The organism is Streptomyces sp. NPDC001568 (genome assembly GCF_042893755.1).
Lineage (GTDB): Bacteria > Actinomycetota > Actinomycetes > Streptomycetales > Streptomycetaceae > Streptomyces.
In genome coordinates this window covers 233,114-249,039 of the sequence record NZ_JBIAVF010000015.1, presented here as the reverse complement: position 1 = coordinate 249,039, position 15,926 = coordinate 233,114, and the positions used below count along the sequence as shown (strand labels likewise).

Here is a 15,926-nt window from a genome sequence, read left to right as displayed (position 1 = left end):
CCCCGCGCCCCCCCCCCCGCGCCTGTTCGCGTCGGGCGGCGCGGCCCCCCCCCCCCCCCCCCCGGCCCGGCCGCCCCCCCCCCCCCGGGGGGGCCCGCCCCGCCCCCCCCCGCCCCGGCCCGGCCCCGCTGTCGTCATACGGGGATCAGGCGCTGAGACGGAACTGCTCGCCCAGCTCGCGGAAGACCGCGCCGTTGAAGTCGAAGGCGCGCTTGCACTCGTCGATGATGCGCTGCTTCTCCAGGTCGTCCGCGGCGATCGCGTCCAGCAGCTCCCGGTAGGTCCGCTTGAAGGCGGCGGGGTTGGAGATGTCGGCGAACACGTAGAACCGGACGCCGTCGCCCTTGCGCTCGAAGCCCCAGGTGCGCTCCGCCTTGTCGCGGATGATCTGGCCGCCGGAGAGGTCGCCCAGGTAGCGCGTGTAGTGGTGGGCCACGTACCCGCCGGGCCAGGACGTCGCGCATTCGGCGACGCGCTCCGCGTACGCCTCGGTCGCGGGCAGCGCGACCAGGCTCTCGCGCCAGTCGGGCCCGCGCAGGTGGGCCAGGTCCCGCTCGATCTCGGCCAGGCGCATCAGCTCGGGCTGTATGAACGGCCCGGCCACCGGGTCCTCCCGCAGGGAGTCGGCCGCGTCCTCCAGCGCCCGGTACACGAACCACAGCTGCTCGGTGTAGCGGGTGTACGCGTCCACGCCGAGCCGCCCGCCGAGCAGGTCGCTCATGAACGTCGAGGTCTCGGCCTCGGTGTGCTGCTCGTGCGAGGCGACACGGATGACCGTGGAGAAGGCGTCCAAGACGGACCTCCGGGAGGAAGGGGAAACAGGCGTGGCGGCAATGCCGCCACACCCGATCTTCCTACTTAGGCTTGCCTAAGTCAATATGTTCCCGACGGCCTGTCGGTAAAAGGGTCCGGATGGTTCATGCCTATGGCAAGGTCAGGATCTCCGCCCCGCCGTCCGTCACCACGAGCGTGTGTTCGAACTGTGCGGTCCGCTTGCGGTCCTTCGTCACCACGGTCCAGCCGTCGTCCCACATGTCGTACTCGTGGGTGCCCAGCGTCAGCATCGGCTCGATGGTGAAGGTCATGCCGGGCTCGATGACGGTCGTGGCGTGCGGGCTGTCGTAGTGCGGGATGATCAGGCCGGAGTGGAACGACGAGTTGATGCCGTGCCCGGTGAAGTCCCGGACCACCCCGTAGCCGAAGCGCTTGGCGTACGACTCGATGACCCGGCCGATGATGTTGATCTGACGGCCCGGCTTGACCGCCTTGATCGCCCGGTTCAGGGCCTCGCGGGTGCGTTCCACCAGCAGCCGCGACTCCTCGTCCACCTCCCCGCACAGGTAGGTGGCGTTGTTGTCGCCGTGGACCCCGCCGATGTACGCGGTCACGTCGAGGTTCACGATGTCGCCGTCCCGCAGGACGGTCGAATCGGGGATGCCGTGACAGATGACCTCGTTCAGCGAGGAGCACAGGGACTTCGGGAAGCCCCGGTAGCCCAGCGTCGACGGGTAGGCGCCGTGGTCGCACATGTACGCGTGGGCGACCGCGTCCAGCTCATCGGTGGTCACCCCCGGCGCGATGAGCTTGGCGGCCTCCTCCATCGCCTGGGCGGCGATCCGGCCGGCGATGCGCATGGCCTCGATGGTCTCGGCCGTCTGCACCTCCGGTCCGGTGTACGGAGTGGGCGCGGGCTTGCCCACGTACTCGGGCCGGCGGATGTTTCCGGGAACGGAACGGACGGGAGAGAGCTCGCCTGGTACGAGCAGCGACTGGCCAGACATGCGAGCGAGTGTATCCAGCGGGGATGGGGCAGCATGGCTGACGAGAGCAGCATCGAGAGGAGCCGGACGACGATGGCCCTGTTCAAGAAGCGTCAGGTGGGCAAGCCGGGCGAGTGGTACTACTGCCTGGTCCACAACAAGGTCGAAGAAGGCCCCGACTGCCCCGCCAAGGACCGCTTCGGCCCGTACGGGAGCCCCGAGGAGGCCGGCCACGCCATGGAGACGGCGCAGGAACGCAACCTCGAATGGCAGAACGACCCCAAGTGGAACGACAAGACCCGCGAGGGGGAGGACGGGAGCGCGACGCCGTAGCGCCGCGCGACCCGATGGCTTCGCCCACCCCGGCGCGCCCCGGTGGCGTCGCTACCAGCGGCTGGGCGGCGGGGCGGTCAGCTGATCGGCCAGGCGCGCGAGCCGGTCGCGCAGTCGCCGCGAGCCCCGCCGGGCGGGCGGGCCGTTCTCCCCGGCCGCCGCGCTGACCAGGTGCTGCACCGTGTCCAGATCCAGCCCGGCGGTGTCCCGCGGCACCGACAGCGCCTCGTGCGCGAGCGCGGTGAGCGCCGGGTCCCCGCCGTCCAACGCCAGTACGGTGGCCCCCGCGCGGCGGGCGTCGTGGACCCGCTCCAGCAACCCCGCGCCGGGCAGCTCCGGCGCCACCACCAGCAGCGTGTGCCCGCGCCGGGCCGCCTCCAGCCGGCCCAGCCCGACCGACAGGTGCGGCGGCTCGCCCGGCAGCACCCTGTGGCGCACCAACGTCGGCGCCAGCTCCGGCAACCCCGACCAGGCGGCCTCGTCCACCAGGTGCGCGGCCATGTGCCAGGGCTCGTACTGTTCCGTGCCCACCAGCAGCAGACCGCCCCCGGACGGCGCCACCGACCGTCGCAGCGAACCGGCGAACCGGCGGGCCTCCCGCGGCCACTGCGTACCGGCGAGCACCTCGCGCAGCAGCGCGACCCTGACGGCGTCCATGACGGCATCCTGCACCTTCGGACCCACCCGCAGGAGCGCTTCCTTCCACTTGGCCGTGCCCCACGGGACTCGAACCGGCGACTACTCGGCAGTACCCTCGCCCCCATGACCTCCACAGACAGCACGCAGAAGCCGCCGGCCAAGGACCCCTGGGACCTGCCGGACGTCTCCGGCCTCGTCGTCGGCGTCCTCGGCGGCACCGGCGACCAGGGCCGCGGCCTCGCCTACCGGCTCGCCCGGGCCGGCCAGAAGGTGATCATCGGATCCCGCGCCGCCGACCGGGCCGCGACCGCCGCCGCGGAACTCGGCCTCGGCGTCGAGGGCGCCGACAACGCCGAGTGCGCGCGCCGCAGCGACATCGTGATCATCGCGGTGCCGTGGGAAGGCCACGCCAAGACCCTGGAAGCCCTCCGCGAGGACCTCGCCGGCAAGCTCGTCGTGGACTGCGTCAACCCCCTCGGCTTCGACAAGCAGGGCGCCTACGCCCTTCAGGTGGAAGAGGGCAGCGCCGCCCAGCAGGCCGCCGCCCTGCTCCCCGAATCCCGCGTCACGGCCGCCTTCCACCACCTCTCGGCCGTCCTGCTCCAGGACGAGTCGGTGGAGGAGATCGACACCGACGTGATGGTCCTCGGCGAATCCCGCGCCGACACCGACCTCGTCCAGGCCCTCGCCGCCCGCATCCCCGGCATGCGCGGCGTCTTCGCGGGCCGGCTGCGCAACTCCCACCAGGTCGAGGCCATGGTCGCCAACCTGATCTCCACCAACCGCCGCTACAAGGCCCACGCCGGCCTGCGCCTCACCGACGTGTGAGCCCGCCGCCGGGGCCGCCCGCCACGGCCCCGGCACCGTACGGCCGTGCCCCGGCCGTACGCGACGCGGTGCATGGGGGACACTGGATGGGCTCGACCCCGCCCCGTGTCGCCGAGGAGCTGTTCCCGATGCCCCGCCTTGCCGTGTTCGCCGTTGTCGTCTGCGTCCTCGCCGTGGCCGCCGCCGTGGTCGCCTTCGTGGAGGGCAGCTTCCTCGGGATCATCTGGGTGCTGCTGGCCGGCCTGACGTCCAACATGGCCTGGTACTACGTACGCAAGGCCAAGGCGGAGAAGCCCCAGAAGGTCTGAGCCGGGGCCCGCGCCCGGCGCTACTCGGCCGGGACCGCGCAGAAGTACCCGTCGGCGTCGTTCCAGAAGCGGTACAGGTCACGACCGCAGTACGTGTCCAGGTCCGACACGCCGAGCGCGCTCAGCACCCCGCTCACCGTCTCGAAGAAGAACGCGTTGACGGACGGGATCCACAGCAGCACGAACACGCCGATCAACGCGAACGGAGCCAGCGGCTCCACCTCGCGGCGCACCCGGTGCGGCAGCCACGGCTCGATGACCCCGTACCCGTCCAGCCCCGGCACCGGCAGGAAGTTCAGGATCGCCGCCGACACCTGGAGCAGCGCCAGGAAGGCCAGCGCCACCCGGAACGGGATCGGCACCCCGTCCAGAGCGCCCAGCCAGAACGGCGCCGTGCACACCACGGCGAAGGCCACGTTGACGAGCGGACCCGCCGCCGAGATCAGACTGTGCTTCCAGCGGCCCTGGATCCGACCCCGCTCGATGTACACGGCGCCACCGGGCAGACCCAGCCCGCCCAGGATCACGAAGACCACCGGCAGGACGATGCTGAGCAGCGGGTGCGTGTACTTCAACGGGTTCAGCGTCAGGTAGCCCTTCGAGCCGACGCTGATGTCGCCGCCGTGCAGGGCCGTGCGGGCGTGCGCGTACTCGTGCAGGCACAGCGAGACGATCCACGCCGAGGTCACGAAGAGGAAGACGGCCAGCCCCGGGCTCGTCGCATAGCCCGTCCACACGGCCCAGCCCGTGACCGCCATGACGGCGACGACGCCGAGGAATACGGAACTGATCTGCCGCTCGCCGCGGCTGCCCTGGTGACCCATGCGGCGAAACCTACCCCGGCCCGTGCGCCGGGCGGAGTGCGGGGGCGGCGACAATGGGCCGGTGCATTACGCGATTCTCGGCACCGCCCAGGCCATCCGCGACGACGGGAGCACCGTCGCCGTCGGCGGCCCACGCCTGCGCGCCCTGCTGACCGCGCTCGCCCTGCGCCCGGGGCGGGTCGTCGCGCCCGCCCTGCTCGTCGCCGACGTGTGGGACGCCGACCCGCCCGCCGACGCCCCCGCCGCGCTCCAGGCGCTCGTCGGGCGACTGCGGCGCGCCCTGGGTCACGGGGCCGTGCGCTCCGCCGAGGGCGGCTACCTGCTCGACGCGCGGCGCGAGGACATCGACCTGTACCGCTTCGAACGGCTCGTCCGCGAAGCCGCCGACGCCCCCGACCCGGCCGGCGCCGCGACCCGGTACGACGAGGCCCTCGCCCTGTGGCGCGGCCCGGCCCTGGCCGACCTGCCCGACCCGGCCGCCGAAGCCGCCCGCTGGGAGGCCGTACGCCTGGAGGCGCGCCGGGGGCGGCTCACCGCGGCCCTCGACCTCGGTGAGGCCCCCCGGATCCTGCCGGAGCTGGCCGAACTGTGCGCCCGCCGCCCGCTCGACGAGCCCCTCCAGGTGCTGCGGATCCGCGCCCTGCGCGACGCGGGCCGGCCCGCGGAGGCCCTGGCCGCGTACGAGGACGTACGCCGCGACCTCGCCGCCCGCCTGGGCGCCGACCCCGGCCCGGCCCTGCGCGCCCTGCACGGCGAACTCCTCACGAACTTCGCCGCACCCGCGCCCGGCGCCGCACCCGCACCACCGGCCGCCGCACCACGGGCCGCACCACCGGCCACCGCACCCGCCGTGGACACCGGCGCTTCGCGCCGTGCCGTGCCGGTCCCCGCTCCCGGGAACCTCCGCGCCCGCCTCACCACCTTCGTCGGCCGCGAGGAGGACATCCGGGTCATCGGCGAGGACCTCGCCCGCGCCCGGCTCGTGACCCTGCTCGGACCCGGCGGCGCCGGCAAGACCCGCCTGTCCCAGGAAGCCGCCGAGGCACACGCCGCCCGGGCCCACGCGGCCCGGACCCCCGCCGACGCGACCCCCGCCGACGCGACACCCACCGTCACGGCGCCGGCCGCGCCCGGCGCGGACGCCTGGATCGACGGGGTGTGGCTCGTGGAGCTGGCCCCCGTCGACGATCCCGAGGACGTCGCCGAAGCCGTCCTCGCCGCCCTCGGCGCCCGCGAGACGAAACTCCGCGGCGCCGCCGCCGAGGAGATCCGGGCCCTGACCGACCGGGCCGGCGACGACCCCCTCGACCGGCTCACCGAGCACTGCGCGCGCCGGCGGATCCTGCTGCTCCTCGACAACTGCGAGCACGTCATCGGCGCCGCCGCCGAACTCGCCGAACGGCTCCTCACGCACTGCCCCGGCGTACAGATCCTGGCCACCAGCCGGGAACCCCTCGGCGTACCGGGGGAGACCCTGCGCCCGGTGGAGCCGCTGCCCGACCCGGTCGCGCTCCGCCTCCTCGGGGACCGGGGGGCCGCCGCCCGACCCGGCTTCAGCCCGGCGGACGACCCGGTCGCCGCCGCCGAGATCTGCCGCCGCCTCGACGGCCTGCCGCTCGCCATCGAACTGGCCGCCGCCCGGCTGCGGCTCCTCACCCCGCGCCAGATCGCCGACCGGCTCGACGACCGCTTCCGGCTCCTGACCAGCGGGTCCCGTACCGTCCTGCCCCGCCAACAGACCCTGCGGGCCGTCGTCGACTGGTCCTGGGACCTGCTCGACGAACCCGAACGCACCGTCCTGCGCCGCCTGTCCGTCTTCGCCGGCGGCTGCGACCTCGCCGCCGCCGAGACCGTCTGCGCGCACGGCACCCTCGACATCGCCGACACCCTCGGATCCCTCGTCGACAAGTCCCTCGTCGTCGCCACCCCCGGCCCCGACGGCGCCGACATGCGCTACCGGCTCCTGGAAACCGTCGGCGAGTACGCCGCCGAACGCCTCGCCGAGGTGCCGGGAGACCTGCACGCCACCGAGCGCCGCCACCTCGTCCACTACCGCGAACTCGCCCGCACCACCGAACCCCTGCTGCGCGGGCACGGCCAGCGGGCCGCCACCGACCGGCTGGCCACCGAGTACGAGAACCTGCGTACCGCCCTGCGCCGGGCCGTCGCCACCCGCGACGCGGACGAAGTGCTCTGCCTGATCCACTCGCTGGGCTGGTACTGGCACATGCACGACCTGCGCACCGAGTCCCGCCACTGGACGGAGGCGGCCGAAGCGCTCGGCCCCAACCCGTTCGCGGCGCCCGTGGTCCCCGCCGAGCCCGTCCACGAACGGCTCGTCGACTCGCCCCCGCCCTACTCCGGCGAGGTCCTCGCCGAGGCCTGGCGCGCGGTCCACCTGGTCCGGCTGGCCGCCCGCGACCAGACCAACGACACCTGGAACACCCCGGAGGTCCGGGCCCAGATCCAGGGGGTGCTCACCGCCTACCGGCCCGGACTGCCGCAGACCTGCCGCACCCCCAGTTCCCTGTGGATCTACGCCGTCATGATCTCGGGCGATCCCGGACTGCTCAAGAAGGTCGTGGACGCGACCGTCACCACCGCCCGCGAGCTCGGCTACCGCTGGGAACTGGCCTCCGCGCTCCAACTGCGCGCCAACGTCCTCGCCAACCGGGCCGACTGGGCCGGCGACGCCGCACGCGACGCCGACGAGAGCCTGGCGCTGTTCCGTGAACTCGGCGACGCCTGGGGCTGCGCCGAAGCGCTTTCGGCGCGCGCCGAATCCCTGGAGAAGCGCGGCGAGTACGGTCCGGCCACCCGGGACTACCGCGAGGCCATCGCCTACGCCGAACGCCTCGGCGCGAAGGCCCAGGTGGCGGTGCTGCGCGTACGGATGTCGGGGACGCTCTCCGAGAGCGGCCGGTACGAGGAGGCCGAACGGATCCTCGTGGACGTCACGGCCACCGTCCAGCAGTACGGCAACGAGGCCCTGCCCGCGGCCCGGATGTTCCTCGCGGGCCTCCTCGGCCGCACCGGGCGCACCGTCGAGGCCCGCGAGCAGCTCCAGCTCCTGCGCACCGAGTTCGCCTTCGGCGCGTTCGCCGTCTTCGAGGGCTTCCTGCTCGGCACGCTCGCCTGGCTGGACAACCAGGAGGGCCACCACGAGGAGGCGCTGGCCCGGATCCGCGAGGCCATGGGTTCCGTCCAGGAGCCGATGGCGCGGCTGGTGGCCCCGCAGATGCCCGCCGTCTATCTGCTGACCGGCGGCCTCTCGATGGCCCTGATCGGCGGCGACCGGCGGATGCGCGACGCCGCCCGGCTGCTCGGCGCCTACCGGGCCCTGCTGCCCGTCGGCCACTTCCCGGTGACGACGGAACGCGAGGACGCCGCCCGTACCGAGGAACTGGCCCGGGCGGCTCTGGGCGACGCCGCCTTCGGGACGGCGTACGCCGAAGGCGGCGGCCTCACCCTGGAGGAGGCCACCGCCCTCATCTGAAGCGGGCCAGGATCGGGGCCCGTCCGGGACGCGATCCGAACGGACCGTCGCGATCCGGCCGGATCAGGTCTTCTGACGGAACTTGCGGACCGCGAGCGGCATGGTGACCGCCGTGATGGCGAAGGACCAGGCCAGCGTCATCCACACCGAGTCGCCGACCGGTACCCCGTTGATCAGGGCGCGGGCCGCGTCGGCCAGGTTGGACAGCGGGTTGTAGTCCGTGAAGGACTGCAGCCAGCCGGGCATCGTGGACGGCGGGGCGAAGATCGAGCTGCCGAACTGCAGCGGCATCAGGACCAGCATCGCCATGCCCTGCACGGCCTGCGCGGTCTTCATGGTCAGACCGAGCAGGATGAAGATCCACATCAGCGAGGCGCCGAAGACGGCCGACAGGCCGATGGCGAGGAACAGGTCCACCACCGAGCCCTTGATCGACAGGCCGAGGATGAAGCCCACCGTCAGCAGGATCGCGATGGCCACCATCATCCGGCCGACCTCGACGACGATCTTGGCGAGGAGCACCGACGACCGGGCGATCGGCATGGACCGGAAGCGGTCCATCACGCCTTTCTTGAAGTCGTCGTTGACGCCCGTGCCGACCGCCATCGCGATGTTCATGCCCATCATGGCCATCAGGCCGGGGACCACGTAGTTGACGTAGTCGCCCTGGTTGCCCTTGCCGGAGATCGCGCCGCCGAAGACGAACACGAACAGCAGCGTGAAGATGATCGGCATGAACAGGACGTCGAACATCGACTCCGGGTCCTGCTTGATCTGGAGGGCGTTGCGGCGCACCAGGGCGCCGATGTGCCGCAGGTTGGCCCGCAGGCCGATCCGGCCCTCGCCGGGGAGTGCTCCCGCCGGGGCGGCGGGGGAAGCCGCGGTGTCGGCGGGCTTCGTCGTGGTTACGGTGCTCATGCCGCGACCTCCTGATTCTGCTCGGTCTTCTCGGTGGGGACGGAGTCCTCGACGGAGGACGGCTTCTGCCCGGTGATGGACAGGAACACCTCGTCCAGGCTGGGCAGGTACGTGCCGAGGTCGGCGATCGCGTACCCGCGGGCGGCCAGCAGTCCGACCACGGCGGTCAGCTGCTCGTCGCTCAGGATCGGGACCAGCAGCGCGCCCTCGTCCGGCACGGCCTGCGAACCGGCGATGCCGTCGAGACCGGCCTCCGCGAGGGAGCGGGCCATGCCCGGCAGGTCGGAGGGGTCCGCGGGACGGACCCGCAGGGTGCGGCCCCCCACGCGCGCCTTCAGCTCGTCGACCTTGCCGTTGGCGATGACCTTGCCGCGGTCGATGACCGTCAGCTCGCTCGCGAGCTGCTCGGCCTCCTCCATGTACTGCGTGGTCAACAGGACGGTCGCGCCCTCGGCGACCAGCCGCTGGACCTCGTCCCACACCTCGTTGCGGGTACGGGGGTCGAGGCCGGTGGTCGGCTCGTCCAGGTAGAGGACCGCCGGGTTGCCGATCAGCGAGGCGGCGAGGTCGAGTCGCCGCCGCATGCCGCCGGAGTAGTTCATGGCGGCCTTCTTGGCCGCCTCCGTCAGGGAGAACCGCTCCAGCATCTCGTTCGCGCGCAGCCGGGCGTCCTTGCGGGACAGGTCCAGCAGCCGGCCGATCATGTAGAGGTTCTCCCAGCCGGAGAGCTTCTCGTCGACCGAGGCGTACTGCCCGGTCAGGCCGATGGTCCGGCGCAGCTGCCGGGGCTGGCGGACCACGTCGTAGCCGGCGACCCGGGCGGTGCCGGCGTCCGGGATGACCAGGGTGGACAGGCAGCGCACCAGGGTGGTCTTGCCGGCGCCGTTGGGACCGAGGACCCCGAGGACGGTGCCCTCGCGGACATCGAGGTCGACGCCGTCGAGGGCCTTGGTGTCGCCGTAGTGCTTGACCAGACCCCGCACTTCCACGGCGTTGGGATGGTTGTCGTTTCGCGTCATGCCCACCATGGGACCATCCGCCACTGACAAAGCTCCTACAAATTTCCGACAGGCGGCCGACGGCCCGCCGACATCCGTGTCGGCGGGCCGTCGGTGGGCTGTCGGTCGGGCCTAGTGGAAGGCGTGCTCCGCCTGCGGGAACGCTCCGCCGACGACGTCCTCGGCGAAGGCCTTCGCCGCGTCCCCCATGGTCTTGCGGAGGTTGGCGTACTGCTTCACGAACCGCGGCATCTTCCCGCCGGTCAGGCCCATCATGTCGGTCCACACGAGCACCTGCGCGTCGCACTCCGAGCCCGCGCCGATGCCGACGGTCGGGATGTGCAGGGACCGGGTGACCTCGGCGGCCAGCTCGGCCGGGACCAGCTCCAGGACCACCGCGAAGGCACCCGCGTCCTGCGCGGCCTTCGCGTCGCGCAGCAGCTGGTGCGCGGCCTCGTCGGTGCGACCCTGCACCCGGTAGCCCATGGCGTTCACGGACTGCGGGGTCAGACCCAGGTGTGACATGACGGGGATGCCGGACTGCACGATCAGCTCGGTCTGCGGCAGCGAACGCTCCCCGCCCTCCAGCTTGACCGCCCCCACGCCGGCCTCCTTGACCAGCCGGGTCGCGCTGCGCAGCGCCTGCACGGCGCCTTCCTGGTACGAGCCGAACGGCAGGTCGCCGACGATCAGGGCCCGGCTGGTGCCCCGTACGACGGCCGCCGACAGCAGGGTCATCTCGTCCATCGTCACGGGGACGGTGCTCTCGTAGCCGAGGTGACAGTTGCCCATCGAGTCGCCGACGAGCATGACCGGGATGCCGGCCTCGTCGAACACGGACGCGGTCATCGCGTCGTAGGCGGTGAGCATGGGCCACTTCTCGCCGCGTTCCTTGGCGAGGGTGAGGTCGCGGACGGTGATGCGGCGGGTGCCCGCACCCCCGTACAGGGTCGGAGAGGCTTCGCGGGCAGGCGAAACGGCATGCGACATTGCAACTGCTCCTTGTGTCATCTCGAGGCGCCCTCACGGCGTCCCCGGACTCACCCACCATGGTGGCACCCGTCCGGCCCACGACGGAAGTGCCACGGAGGGCGGCGGATGACCGGTCCGTCACACTCCTGGCGAGGTTCCGGGCGCGCCCGAGCGAATGTGCGCGTTTCGTGACAACCGGAACCCATGCCACACGGCCGTTCGTCCCTCCGGTTGTATGGCCGCGAAGGACGGCACCGAAGGCTCCGCGCATCGCCTAGGGTCAAGGGGCGGGGACGGAGCGCGAGCACGGCAGCGAGGACATGGGCATGGCACAGGCGTACATGACGGAGACGGGGAACGGCGGCTCCGAGCCGGGGCCCTCGCGAACCGGTCTCCGGCGCCGGCTGGCCGGACTGAGGCACGACCGGGGCATCTGGAAGCGCGGCATCGTGACCGCCTCGCTGGCCGGGCTGACCTCGTTGGTCATGATCCTGCACGCGGAGCTGCCCAACGACATCGGCAACCTCGGCAGCCTCACGGAGACCTTCCTGCCCTGGCTGGGCCTGATGGTGCCGGTGCTGCTGGTCGCGGCGGTGCTGCGCAAGTCCGCCACCGCGTTGATCTCGATACTGCTGACCACCGTGGTCTGGGCGAACCTCTTCGGCGGGCTGGTCACCGACAAGTCGGGCTCCGGCGGCAACCTGATGGTCGCCACGCACAACGTCGACGCCGACAACCTCGACCCGCTCGGCACCGCCGAGTCCGTGGCGAAGTCCAAGGCCGACGTGCTGGCGCTGACCGAGCTCAAGGCGAGCGCCGTCCCCGTCTACGAGAAGGCGCTGGCGGGCACGTACAAGTACCACGCGGTCGAGGGCACCGTCGGGGTGTGGAGCAAGTACCCGCTCACCTCCAGCAAGCCCGTCGACATCCGGCTCGGCTGGACCCGGGCCATGCGCACCACCGTCGCCGGCCCCACGGGCGACATCGGCGTCTACATCGCCCACCTCCCCTCGGTACGGGTCAAGCTCAACGCCGGTTTCACCGCGAACCAGCGCGACAACAGCGCCGACGCGCTGGGCGCGGCACTCGCCGCCGAACCCCTGCGCAAGGTCATCCTGCTCGGCGACCTCAACGGCACCATGAACGACCGGGCCCTGTCCGAGGTCACCTCGCAGATGCGTTCCACCCAGGGCGCGGCGGGCGACGGGTTCGGCTTCAGCTGGCCCGCGCAGTTCCCGATGGCGCGGATCGACCAGATCATGGTGCGCGGCATGAAGCCGGAGGCCTCCTGGACCCTGCCGCGCACGGGCAGCGACCACCTGCCCGTCGCGGCCCGCCTCACCGTCAAGCCGTAGCGCCGGCCGCGCGGCCGGCCGTGTCCCGGCCGGGCCGGCGCCGCCTACGCCCCTTCGCGCCAGCCGTTCGTGATGGGCAGCCGGCGGTCCTTGCCGAAGCCCTTGGCGGAGATCTTCGTACCCGGCGGGTACTGGCGGCGCTTGTACTCCGCGGTGTCGACCATGCGCAGGGTCCTGGCGACCAGCTCGCGGTCGAAGCCGGCCGCGACGATGGCGTCCAGGCCCTGGTCGCGGTCCACGTACAGGTCCAGGATCGCGTCCAGCACCGGATAGTCCGGCAGCGAGTCCGTGTCCACCTGGTCCGGGCGCAGCTCGGCGCTCGGCGGCTTCACGATCGAGTTCTCCGGGATCGGCGGGATCTCGCCGCGCTCGACGGCGGCCCGGTTGCGGTACCGGGCGAGGCGGAAGACGTCCGACTTGTAGACGTCCTTGATCGGGCCGTAGGCGCCGACGGAGTCCCCGTAGAGGGTGGAGTAGCCGACCGCCAGCTCGGACTTGTTGCCCGGGGCCAGCACGAGGTGGCCCTCCTGGTTGGAGACGGCCATCAGCATGGTGCCGCGCAGCCGGGACTGGAGGTTCTCCTCCGCCAGGCCGGTCAGGCCCAGCGAACCCATGTAGGCGTCGAACATGGGCTCGATCGGCACGGTCCGGAAGTTCAGACCGGTCCGCTCGGCGAGTCCGGCCGCGTCGCCCCGGGAGTGGTCCGAGGAGTACTTCGAGGGCATCGAGATGCCGTACACGTTCTGCGCGCCGACCGCGTCGCAGGCGATGGCGGCGACGAGCGCGGAGTCGATGCCGCCCGACAGTCCGATCAGGACGGAGTGGAAACCGTTCTTGCGGACGTAGGCGCGCAGGCCCACGACGAGCGCGTCGTAGATCTCCTCGTCGTCCTCGAGGCGTTCGGCGTAGCCGCCGGGGACGACCGGTTCGTACGGCTCCACGGGCTCCTCGGAGAGGACGACGCGGTCGATCCGCAGGCCGTCGCCGACGATGCCCTCGGGTGCGTCCGGCGAGGCGGCCGGGAGGTCCAGGTCGACGAGCACGCAGCCCTCGGAGAACTGCGGGGCGCGCGCGATGACCTCGCCGGAGGCGTCCACGACGATCGAGTCGCCGTCGAACACCAGCTCGTCCTGACCGCCCATCATGGCGACGTAGGCGAGGGTGCAGCCGGCTTCCTGGGCCCGCTTGCGGACCAGTTCGAGGCGTACGTCGTCCTTGTTGCGCTCGTACGGGGAGGCGTTGACGGAGATCAGCAGCCCCGCCCCGGCGGCGCGGGTGGCCGGGACGCGCCCGCCGTCCTGCCAGAGGTCCTCGCAGATGGCCAGGGCGACGTCGATGCCGCGGACCCGGACGACCGGCTGACTGTTGCCCGGCACGAAGTACCGGAACTCGTCGAAGACGCCGTAGTTGGGGAGGTGGTGCTTGGCGAAGCGCAGCGCCACCCGGCCGCCGTGCAGGACGGCGGCCGCGTTCTCCGGGGACCCGGCGGGCTTGCCGAGGCGGGGCACGGCCTGCTCGGTGCGGTCGAGGTAGCCGACCACCACCGGCAGGTCGCCGAGGCCCTCGGCGGCGAGGCGCTCCGCGAGCTCGCGGAGCGCCGTGCGGGAGGCCTCGACGAACGAGCCGCGCAGGGCGAGGTCCTCGACGGGGTACCCGGTCAGCACCATTTCCGGGAACGCCACCAGGTGAGCGCCCTGCTCGGCGCAGTGCCGGGTCCAGTGGACGATCGAGTCCGCGTTGGCGTCGATGTTGCCGACGTGCGCGTCGATCTGATTCAGAGCGAGACGAAGTTGAGGCACGCCGCCCAGTCTAATCGTCTTTCTGACGCGATGTCCTGGGTTCGGGTGACCGGGCCCCGTCGGAGTCAGCCGATCGGGCCGCTGAACTTCGCGTCGGGCAGCAGTACGCCGGGGGAGATCTCGGCGTCGATGTTCTTGGCGCCCGCGGGAATCTCGTAGGCGATCGTGCCGGTGGCGAACTCGCCGGGCGCGATGGTGCCCTCGAGGGGCTGCGGCATCCGGACGTCGTAGACGACCTTGCCCTCGTTGCCCTTCTCGTCCCTGATGTCGGGCACCGCGTAGATGACCTCGTGGGGCTTGTCCGAGGTGTTGGTGATGGTGAGCGTCAACTGCACCGCGTTGCCGACCTTGAACACCTTGCTGTTGGTGACGTACTTCTTCGGCGACGACAGGCTGACCTTGATGCCGTTCGGGTACGTGTACGTCTGGCCGAACGCCAGCGGGGTGCTGATGCCCGGGCCCTCGTCGCGCGCCTTGGGCGGCAGGCTGAACGACGGGCCGCCCGACGGCATGGTGAAGGGCTCGTCGTCGTTCGCTCCGTCCCATTCGCCGTTCTCGATGCTGCGCTCCATCCGGTCGGAGTCGTGGTCGATCACGGCGACGGTGAGGAAGAAGCCGCCGACGCTGGTCAGGATGCTGACCACGCCGAGGATCGTGCCGGTGAGGGCCATGCCCTTGCGCGGGGCGCCGGCGCGGGCGGCGGTCATGCCGCCGATGCCGAGACCGAGGCCGGTCAGGCCGATGAGGGTGCCGAGCCAGAAGAAGAACGGCGCCAACGACGCGGGGATGGCCAGGATGCCGAGCACGAGGGAGGCGACGGCGACCCCGTTGACGGACGGGGCGCCCGGGCCGGGCGGCGGGTAGCCGGGGTAGCCGGACTGACCCGGGTAACCCGGCTGACCGGGGTAGCCGTGGGCGTGGCCGGTCGGGGCGCCCCAGGCGTGGGCCGGAGCGCCGTACCCGCCGGGGGGCGGGGTGGGCGCGGGCGGCGGGGTCGGCACGAGCGGCGCGAACCCGCCGGGGGCGGGAGGGGCGAACGGGTTGTGCTCGGCGTGCTCGGCGGGGGCCGCGGGGGATCCCGGGGCGCCGAACCCGCCGGCGGGAGCAGCGGGGGGCGTCGGGCCGGCCGCCGGGGTCACCGGAGCCGCCGGGGGAGCGGCGGGCCCGAAGTGGTCGTGCCGCGTCGGCGGCGGCGGTGTCGGCAGCGGCGTCGGAGGAGCCGCCGGAGTCGCGGGGGCGGCCGGGGGCGCGTCTTCCGGGGTTTTGCTCAGCGACGGGGCCGGGGTGGCCGGCGGGGCGTCCTGCGGGGCTTTGCTCAGCGACGGGGCCGGGGCGGCCGGCGGGGCGTCCTGCGGGGTCTTGCTCAGCGACGGGGCCCCGGCGGCCGGCGGGGCGTCGGTCGGGGTCGGGTCGGGGGTGGGGGGCTTCGACAGGGACGGCCGTGCCGGGGTCTCGGGTATGGGCGTGCCCTCGGGCTCCGTCGGCGGGCCGACGGGGTCGCTGGGCGGGTTCGGGGGCGTGCTCATACCGGGGCGTCCTTGTGCGGTGGGTGGGCGAGGGGCGTCCGTCAGACTGCCACGACCGGGCAGCCCCACCAACCGACTTCGCGGCTCCGGGCCACGGTGCGGGCCTCCGCCCGGTCGGAATCCGGTGACTTCATCCGTTCCGCGCCGATCTGCCCGAGCGCTCCGCGCGT

At 72.6% G+C, this 15,926-nt stretch carries 14 protein-coding genes; 5 read left to right on the top strand and 9 right to left on the bottom strand.

From position 1 onward, the window contains the following. Window positions 1-145: 145 nt before the first annotated feature. Window positions 146-793 carry a heme oxygenase (biliverdin-producing) gene (locus ACFY0I_RS27300; protein WP_388900785.1) on the bottom strand — a complete coding sequence of 216 codons (648 nt, stop codon included), beginning with the start codon at window positions 791-793 and terminating at the stop codon, window positions 146-148. A gap of 130 nt (window positions 794-923) precedes the next feature. Continuing rightward, entirely contained in the window at window positions 924-1,781 is an 858-nt protein-coding gene (gene map / locus ACFY0I_RS27295; protein WP_362877177.1) for a type I methionyl aminopeptidase, read from the bottom strand. Between the two features lie 72 nt (window positions 1,782-1,853). Between map and ACFY0I_RS27290 the strand changes: the two genes are divergently transcribed. Then, window positions 1,854-2,093, top strand: a complete 240-nt coding sequence (locus ACFY0I_RS27290) for a hypothetical protein (RefSeq protein WP_388900803.1) — start codon at window positions 1,854-1,856, stop codon at window positions 2,091-2,093. Between the two features lie 51 nt (window positions 2,094-2,144). Here ACFY0I_RS27290 and ACFY0I_RS27285 read toward each other — a convergent pair whose 3' ends face one another. Further along, on the bottom strand, window positions 2,145-2,750 hold the full coding sequence (locus ACFY0I_RS27285) for a hypothetical protein (protein ID WP_388900783.1): 606 nt from the start codon (window positions 2,748-2,750) through the stop codon (window positions 2,145-2,147). Between the two features lie 105 nt (window positions 2,751-2,855). On the opposite strand from ACFY0I_RS27285, the gene npdG reads away from it, so the two are divergent. Together npdG and ACFY0I_RS27275 are read left to right on the top strand one after the other, a co-directional pair. Further along, window positions 2,856-3,560: an NADPH-dependent F420 reductase gene (gene npdG, locus ACFY0I_RS27280; protein ID WP_388900782.1), complete on the top strand. Its 705-nt coding sequence runs from the start codon at window positions 2,856-2,858 to the stop codon at window positions 3,558-3,560. 128 nt (window positions 3,561-3,688) lie between these two features. Continuing rightward, window positions 3,689-3,868: a hypothetical protein gene (locus ACFY0I_RS27275; protein ID WP_388900780.1), complete on the top strand. Its 180-nt coding sequence runs from the start codon at window positions 3,689-3,691 to the stop codon at window positions 3,866-3,868. Between the two features lie 20 nt (window positions 3,869-3,888). Here ACFY0I_RS27275 and ACFY0I_RS27270 read toward each other — a convergent pair whose 3' ends face one another. Then, on the bottom strand, window positions 3,889-4,692 hold the full coding sequence (locus ACFY0I_RS27270; protein ID WP_388900778.1) for a site-2 protease family protein: 804 nt from the start codon (window positions 4,690-4,692) through the stop codon (window positions 3,889-3,891). Between the two features lie 61 nt (window positions 4,693-4,753). Between ACFY0I_RS27270 and ACFY0I_RS27265 the strand changes: the two genes are divergently transcribed. Beyond that, complete coding sequence (locus ACFY0I_RS27265; RefSeq protein WP_388900776.1) at window positions 4,754-8,188, top strand: BTAD domain-containing putative transcriptional regulator; 3,435 nt, start codon at window positions 4,754-4,756, stop codon at window positions 8,186-8,188. Between the two features lie 63 nt (window positions 8,189-8,251). On the opposite strand, the gene ACFY0I_RS27260 is transcribed toward ACFY0I_RS27265, so the two are convergent. The 3 genes from ACFY0I_RS27260 to panB form a co-directional block, all read right to left on the bottom strand. After that, on the bottom strand, window positions 8,252-9,106 hold the full coding sequence (locus ACFY0I_RS27260) for an ABC transporter permease (RefSeq protein WP_388900774.1): 855 nt from the start codon (window positions 9,104-9,106) through the stop codon (window positions 8,252-8,254). Next, window positions 9,103-10,134, bottom strand: coding sequence for an ATP-binding cassette domain-containing protein (locus ACFY0I_RS27255; RefSeq protein ID WP_388900773.1), 1,032 nt, complete (start codon window positions 10,132-10,134; stop codon window positions 9,103-9,105). The genes ACFY0I_RS27260 and ACFY0I_RS27255 overlap by 4 nt, the downstream gene beginning before the upstream one ends. 102 nt (window positions 10,135-10,236) lie before the next feature. Then, window positions 10,237-11,094 (bottom strand): 3-methyl-2-oxobutanoate hydroxymethyltransferase, encoded by an 858-nt coding sequence (gene panB / locus ACFY0I_RS27250; RefSeq protein ID WP_388900771.1) that lies wholly within the window; start codon window positions 11,092-11,094, stop codon window positions 10,237-10,239. A gap of 308 nt (window positions 11,095-11,402) precedes the next feature. Between panB and ACFY0I_RS27245 the strand changes: the two genes are divergently transcribed. After that, window positions 11,403-12,431: an endonuclease/exonuclease/phosphatase family protein gene (locus ACFY0I_RS27245; protein WP_388900769.1), complete on the top strand. Its 1,029-nt coding sequence runs from the start codon at window positions 11,403-11,405 to the stop codon at window positions 12,429-12,431. 44 nt (window positions 12,432-12,475) lie between these two features. Here ACFY0I_RS27245 and ACFY0I_RS27240 read toward each other — a convergent pair whose 3' ends face one another. Together ACFY0I_RS27240 and ACFY0I_RS27235 are read right to left on the bottom strand one after the other, a co-directional pair. After that, window positions 12,476-14,230 (bottom strand): NAD+ synthase, encoded by a 1,755-nt coding sequence (locus ACFY0I_RS27240; protein WP_388900767.1) that lies wholly within the window; start codon window positions 14,228-14,230, stop codon window positions 12,476-12,478. Between the two features lie 65 nt (window positions 14,231-14,295). Further along, window positions 14,296-15,756: a DUF4352 domain-containing protein gene (locus tag ACFY0I_RS27235; RefSeq protein ID WP_388900765.1), complete on the bottom strand. Its 1,461-nt coding sequence runs from the start codon at window positions 15,754-15,756 to the stop codon at window positions 14,296-14,298. Window positions 15,757-15,926: the final 170 nt, after the last annotated feature.

What these genes read in the sequence shown, in the direction of transcription:
- ACFY0I_RS27275 (WP_388900780.1), top strand. Translation starts at nt 3,689, where the DNA reads ATGCCCCGCCTTGCCGTGTTCGCCGTTGTCGTCTGCGTCCTCGCCGTG.
- ACFY0I_RS27255 (WP_388900773.1), bottom strand. Translation starts at nt 10,134, where the DNA reads ATGGTGGGCATGACGCGAAACGACAACCATCCCAACGCCGTGGAAGTG.
- ACFY0I_RS27285 (WP_388900783.1), bottom strand. Translation starts at nt 2,750, where the DNA reads ATGGACGCCGTCAGGGTCGCGCTGCTGCGCGAGGTGCTCGCCGGTACG.
- panB (WP_388900771.1), bottom strand. Translation starts at nt 11,094, where the DNA reads ATGTCGCATGCCGTTTCGCCTGCCCGCGAAGCCTCTCCGACCCTGTAC.
- map (WP_362877177.1), bottom strand. Translation starts at nt 1,781, where the DNA reads ATGTCTGGCCAGTCGCTGCTCGTACCAGGCGAGCTCTCTCCCGTCCGT.
- ACFY0I_RS27260 (WP_388900774.1), bottom strand. Translation starts at nt 9,106, where the DNA reads ATGAGCACCGTAACCACGACGAAGCCCGCCGACACCGCGGCTTCCCCC.
- ACFY0I_RS27235 (WP_388900765.1), bottom strand. Translation starts at nt 15,756, where the DNA reads ATGAGCACGCCCCCGAACCCGCCCAGCGACCCCGTCGGCCCGCCGACG.
- npdG (WP_388900782.1), top strand. Translation starts at nt 2,856, where the DNA reads ATGACCTCCACAGACAGCACGCAGAAGCCGCCGGCCAAGGACCCCTGG.
- ACFY0I_RS27270 (WP_388900778.1), bottom strand. Translation starts at nt 4,692, where the DNA reads ATGGGTCACCAGGGCAGCCGCGGCGAGCGGCAGATCAGTTCCGTATTC.
- ACFY0I_RS27245 (WP_388900769.1), top strand. Translation starts at nt 11,403, where the DNA reads ATGGCACAGGCGTACATGACGGAGACGGGGAACGGCGGCTCCGAGCCG.
- ACFY0I_RS27290 (WP_388900803.1), top strand. Translation starts at nt 1,854, where the DNA reads ATGGCCCTGTTCAAGAAGCGTCAGGTGGGCAAGCCGGGCGAGTGGTAC.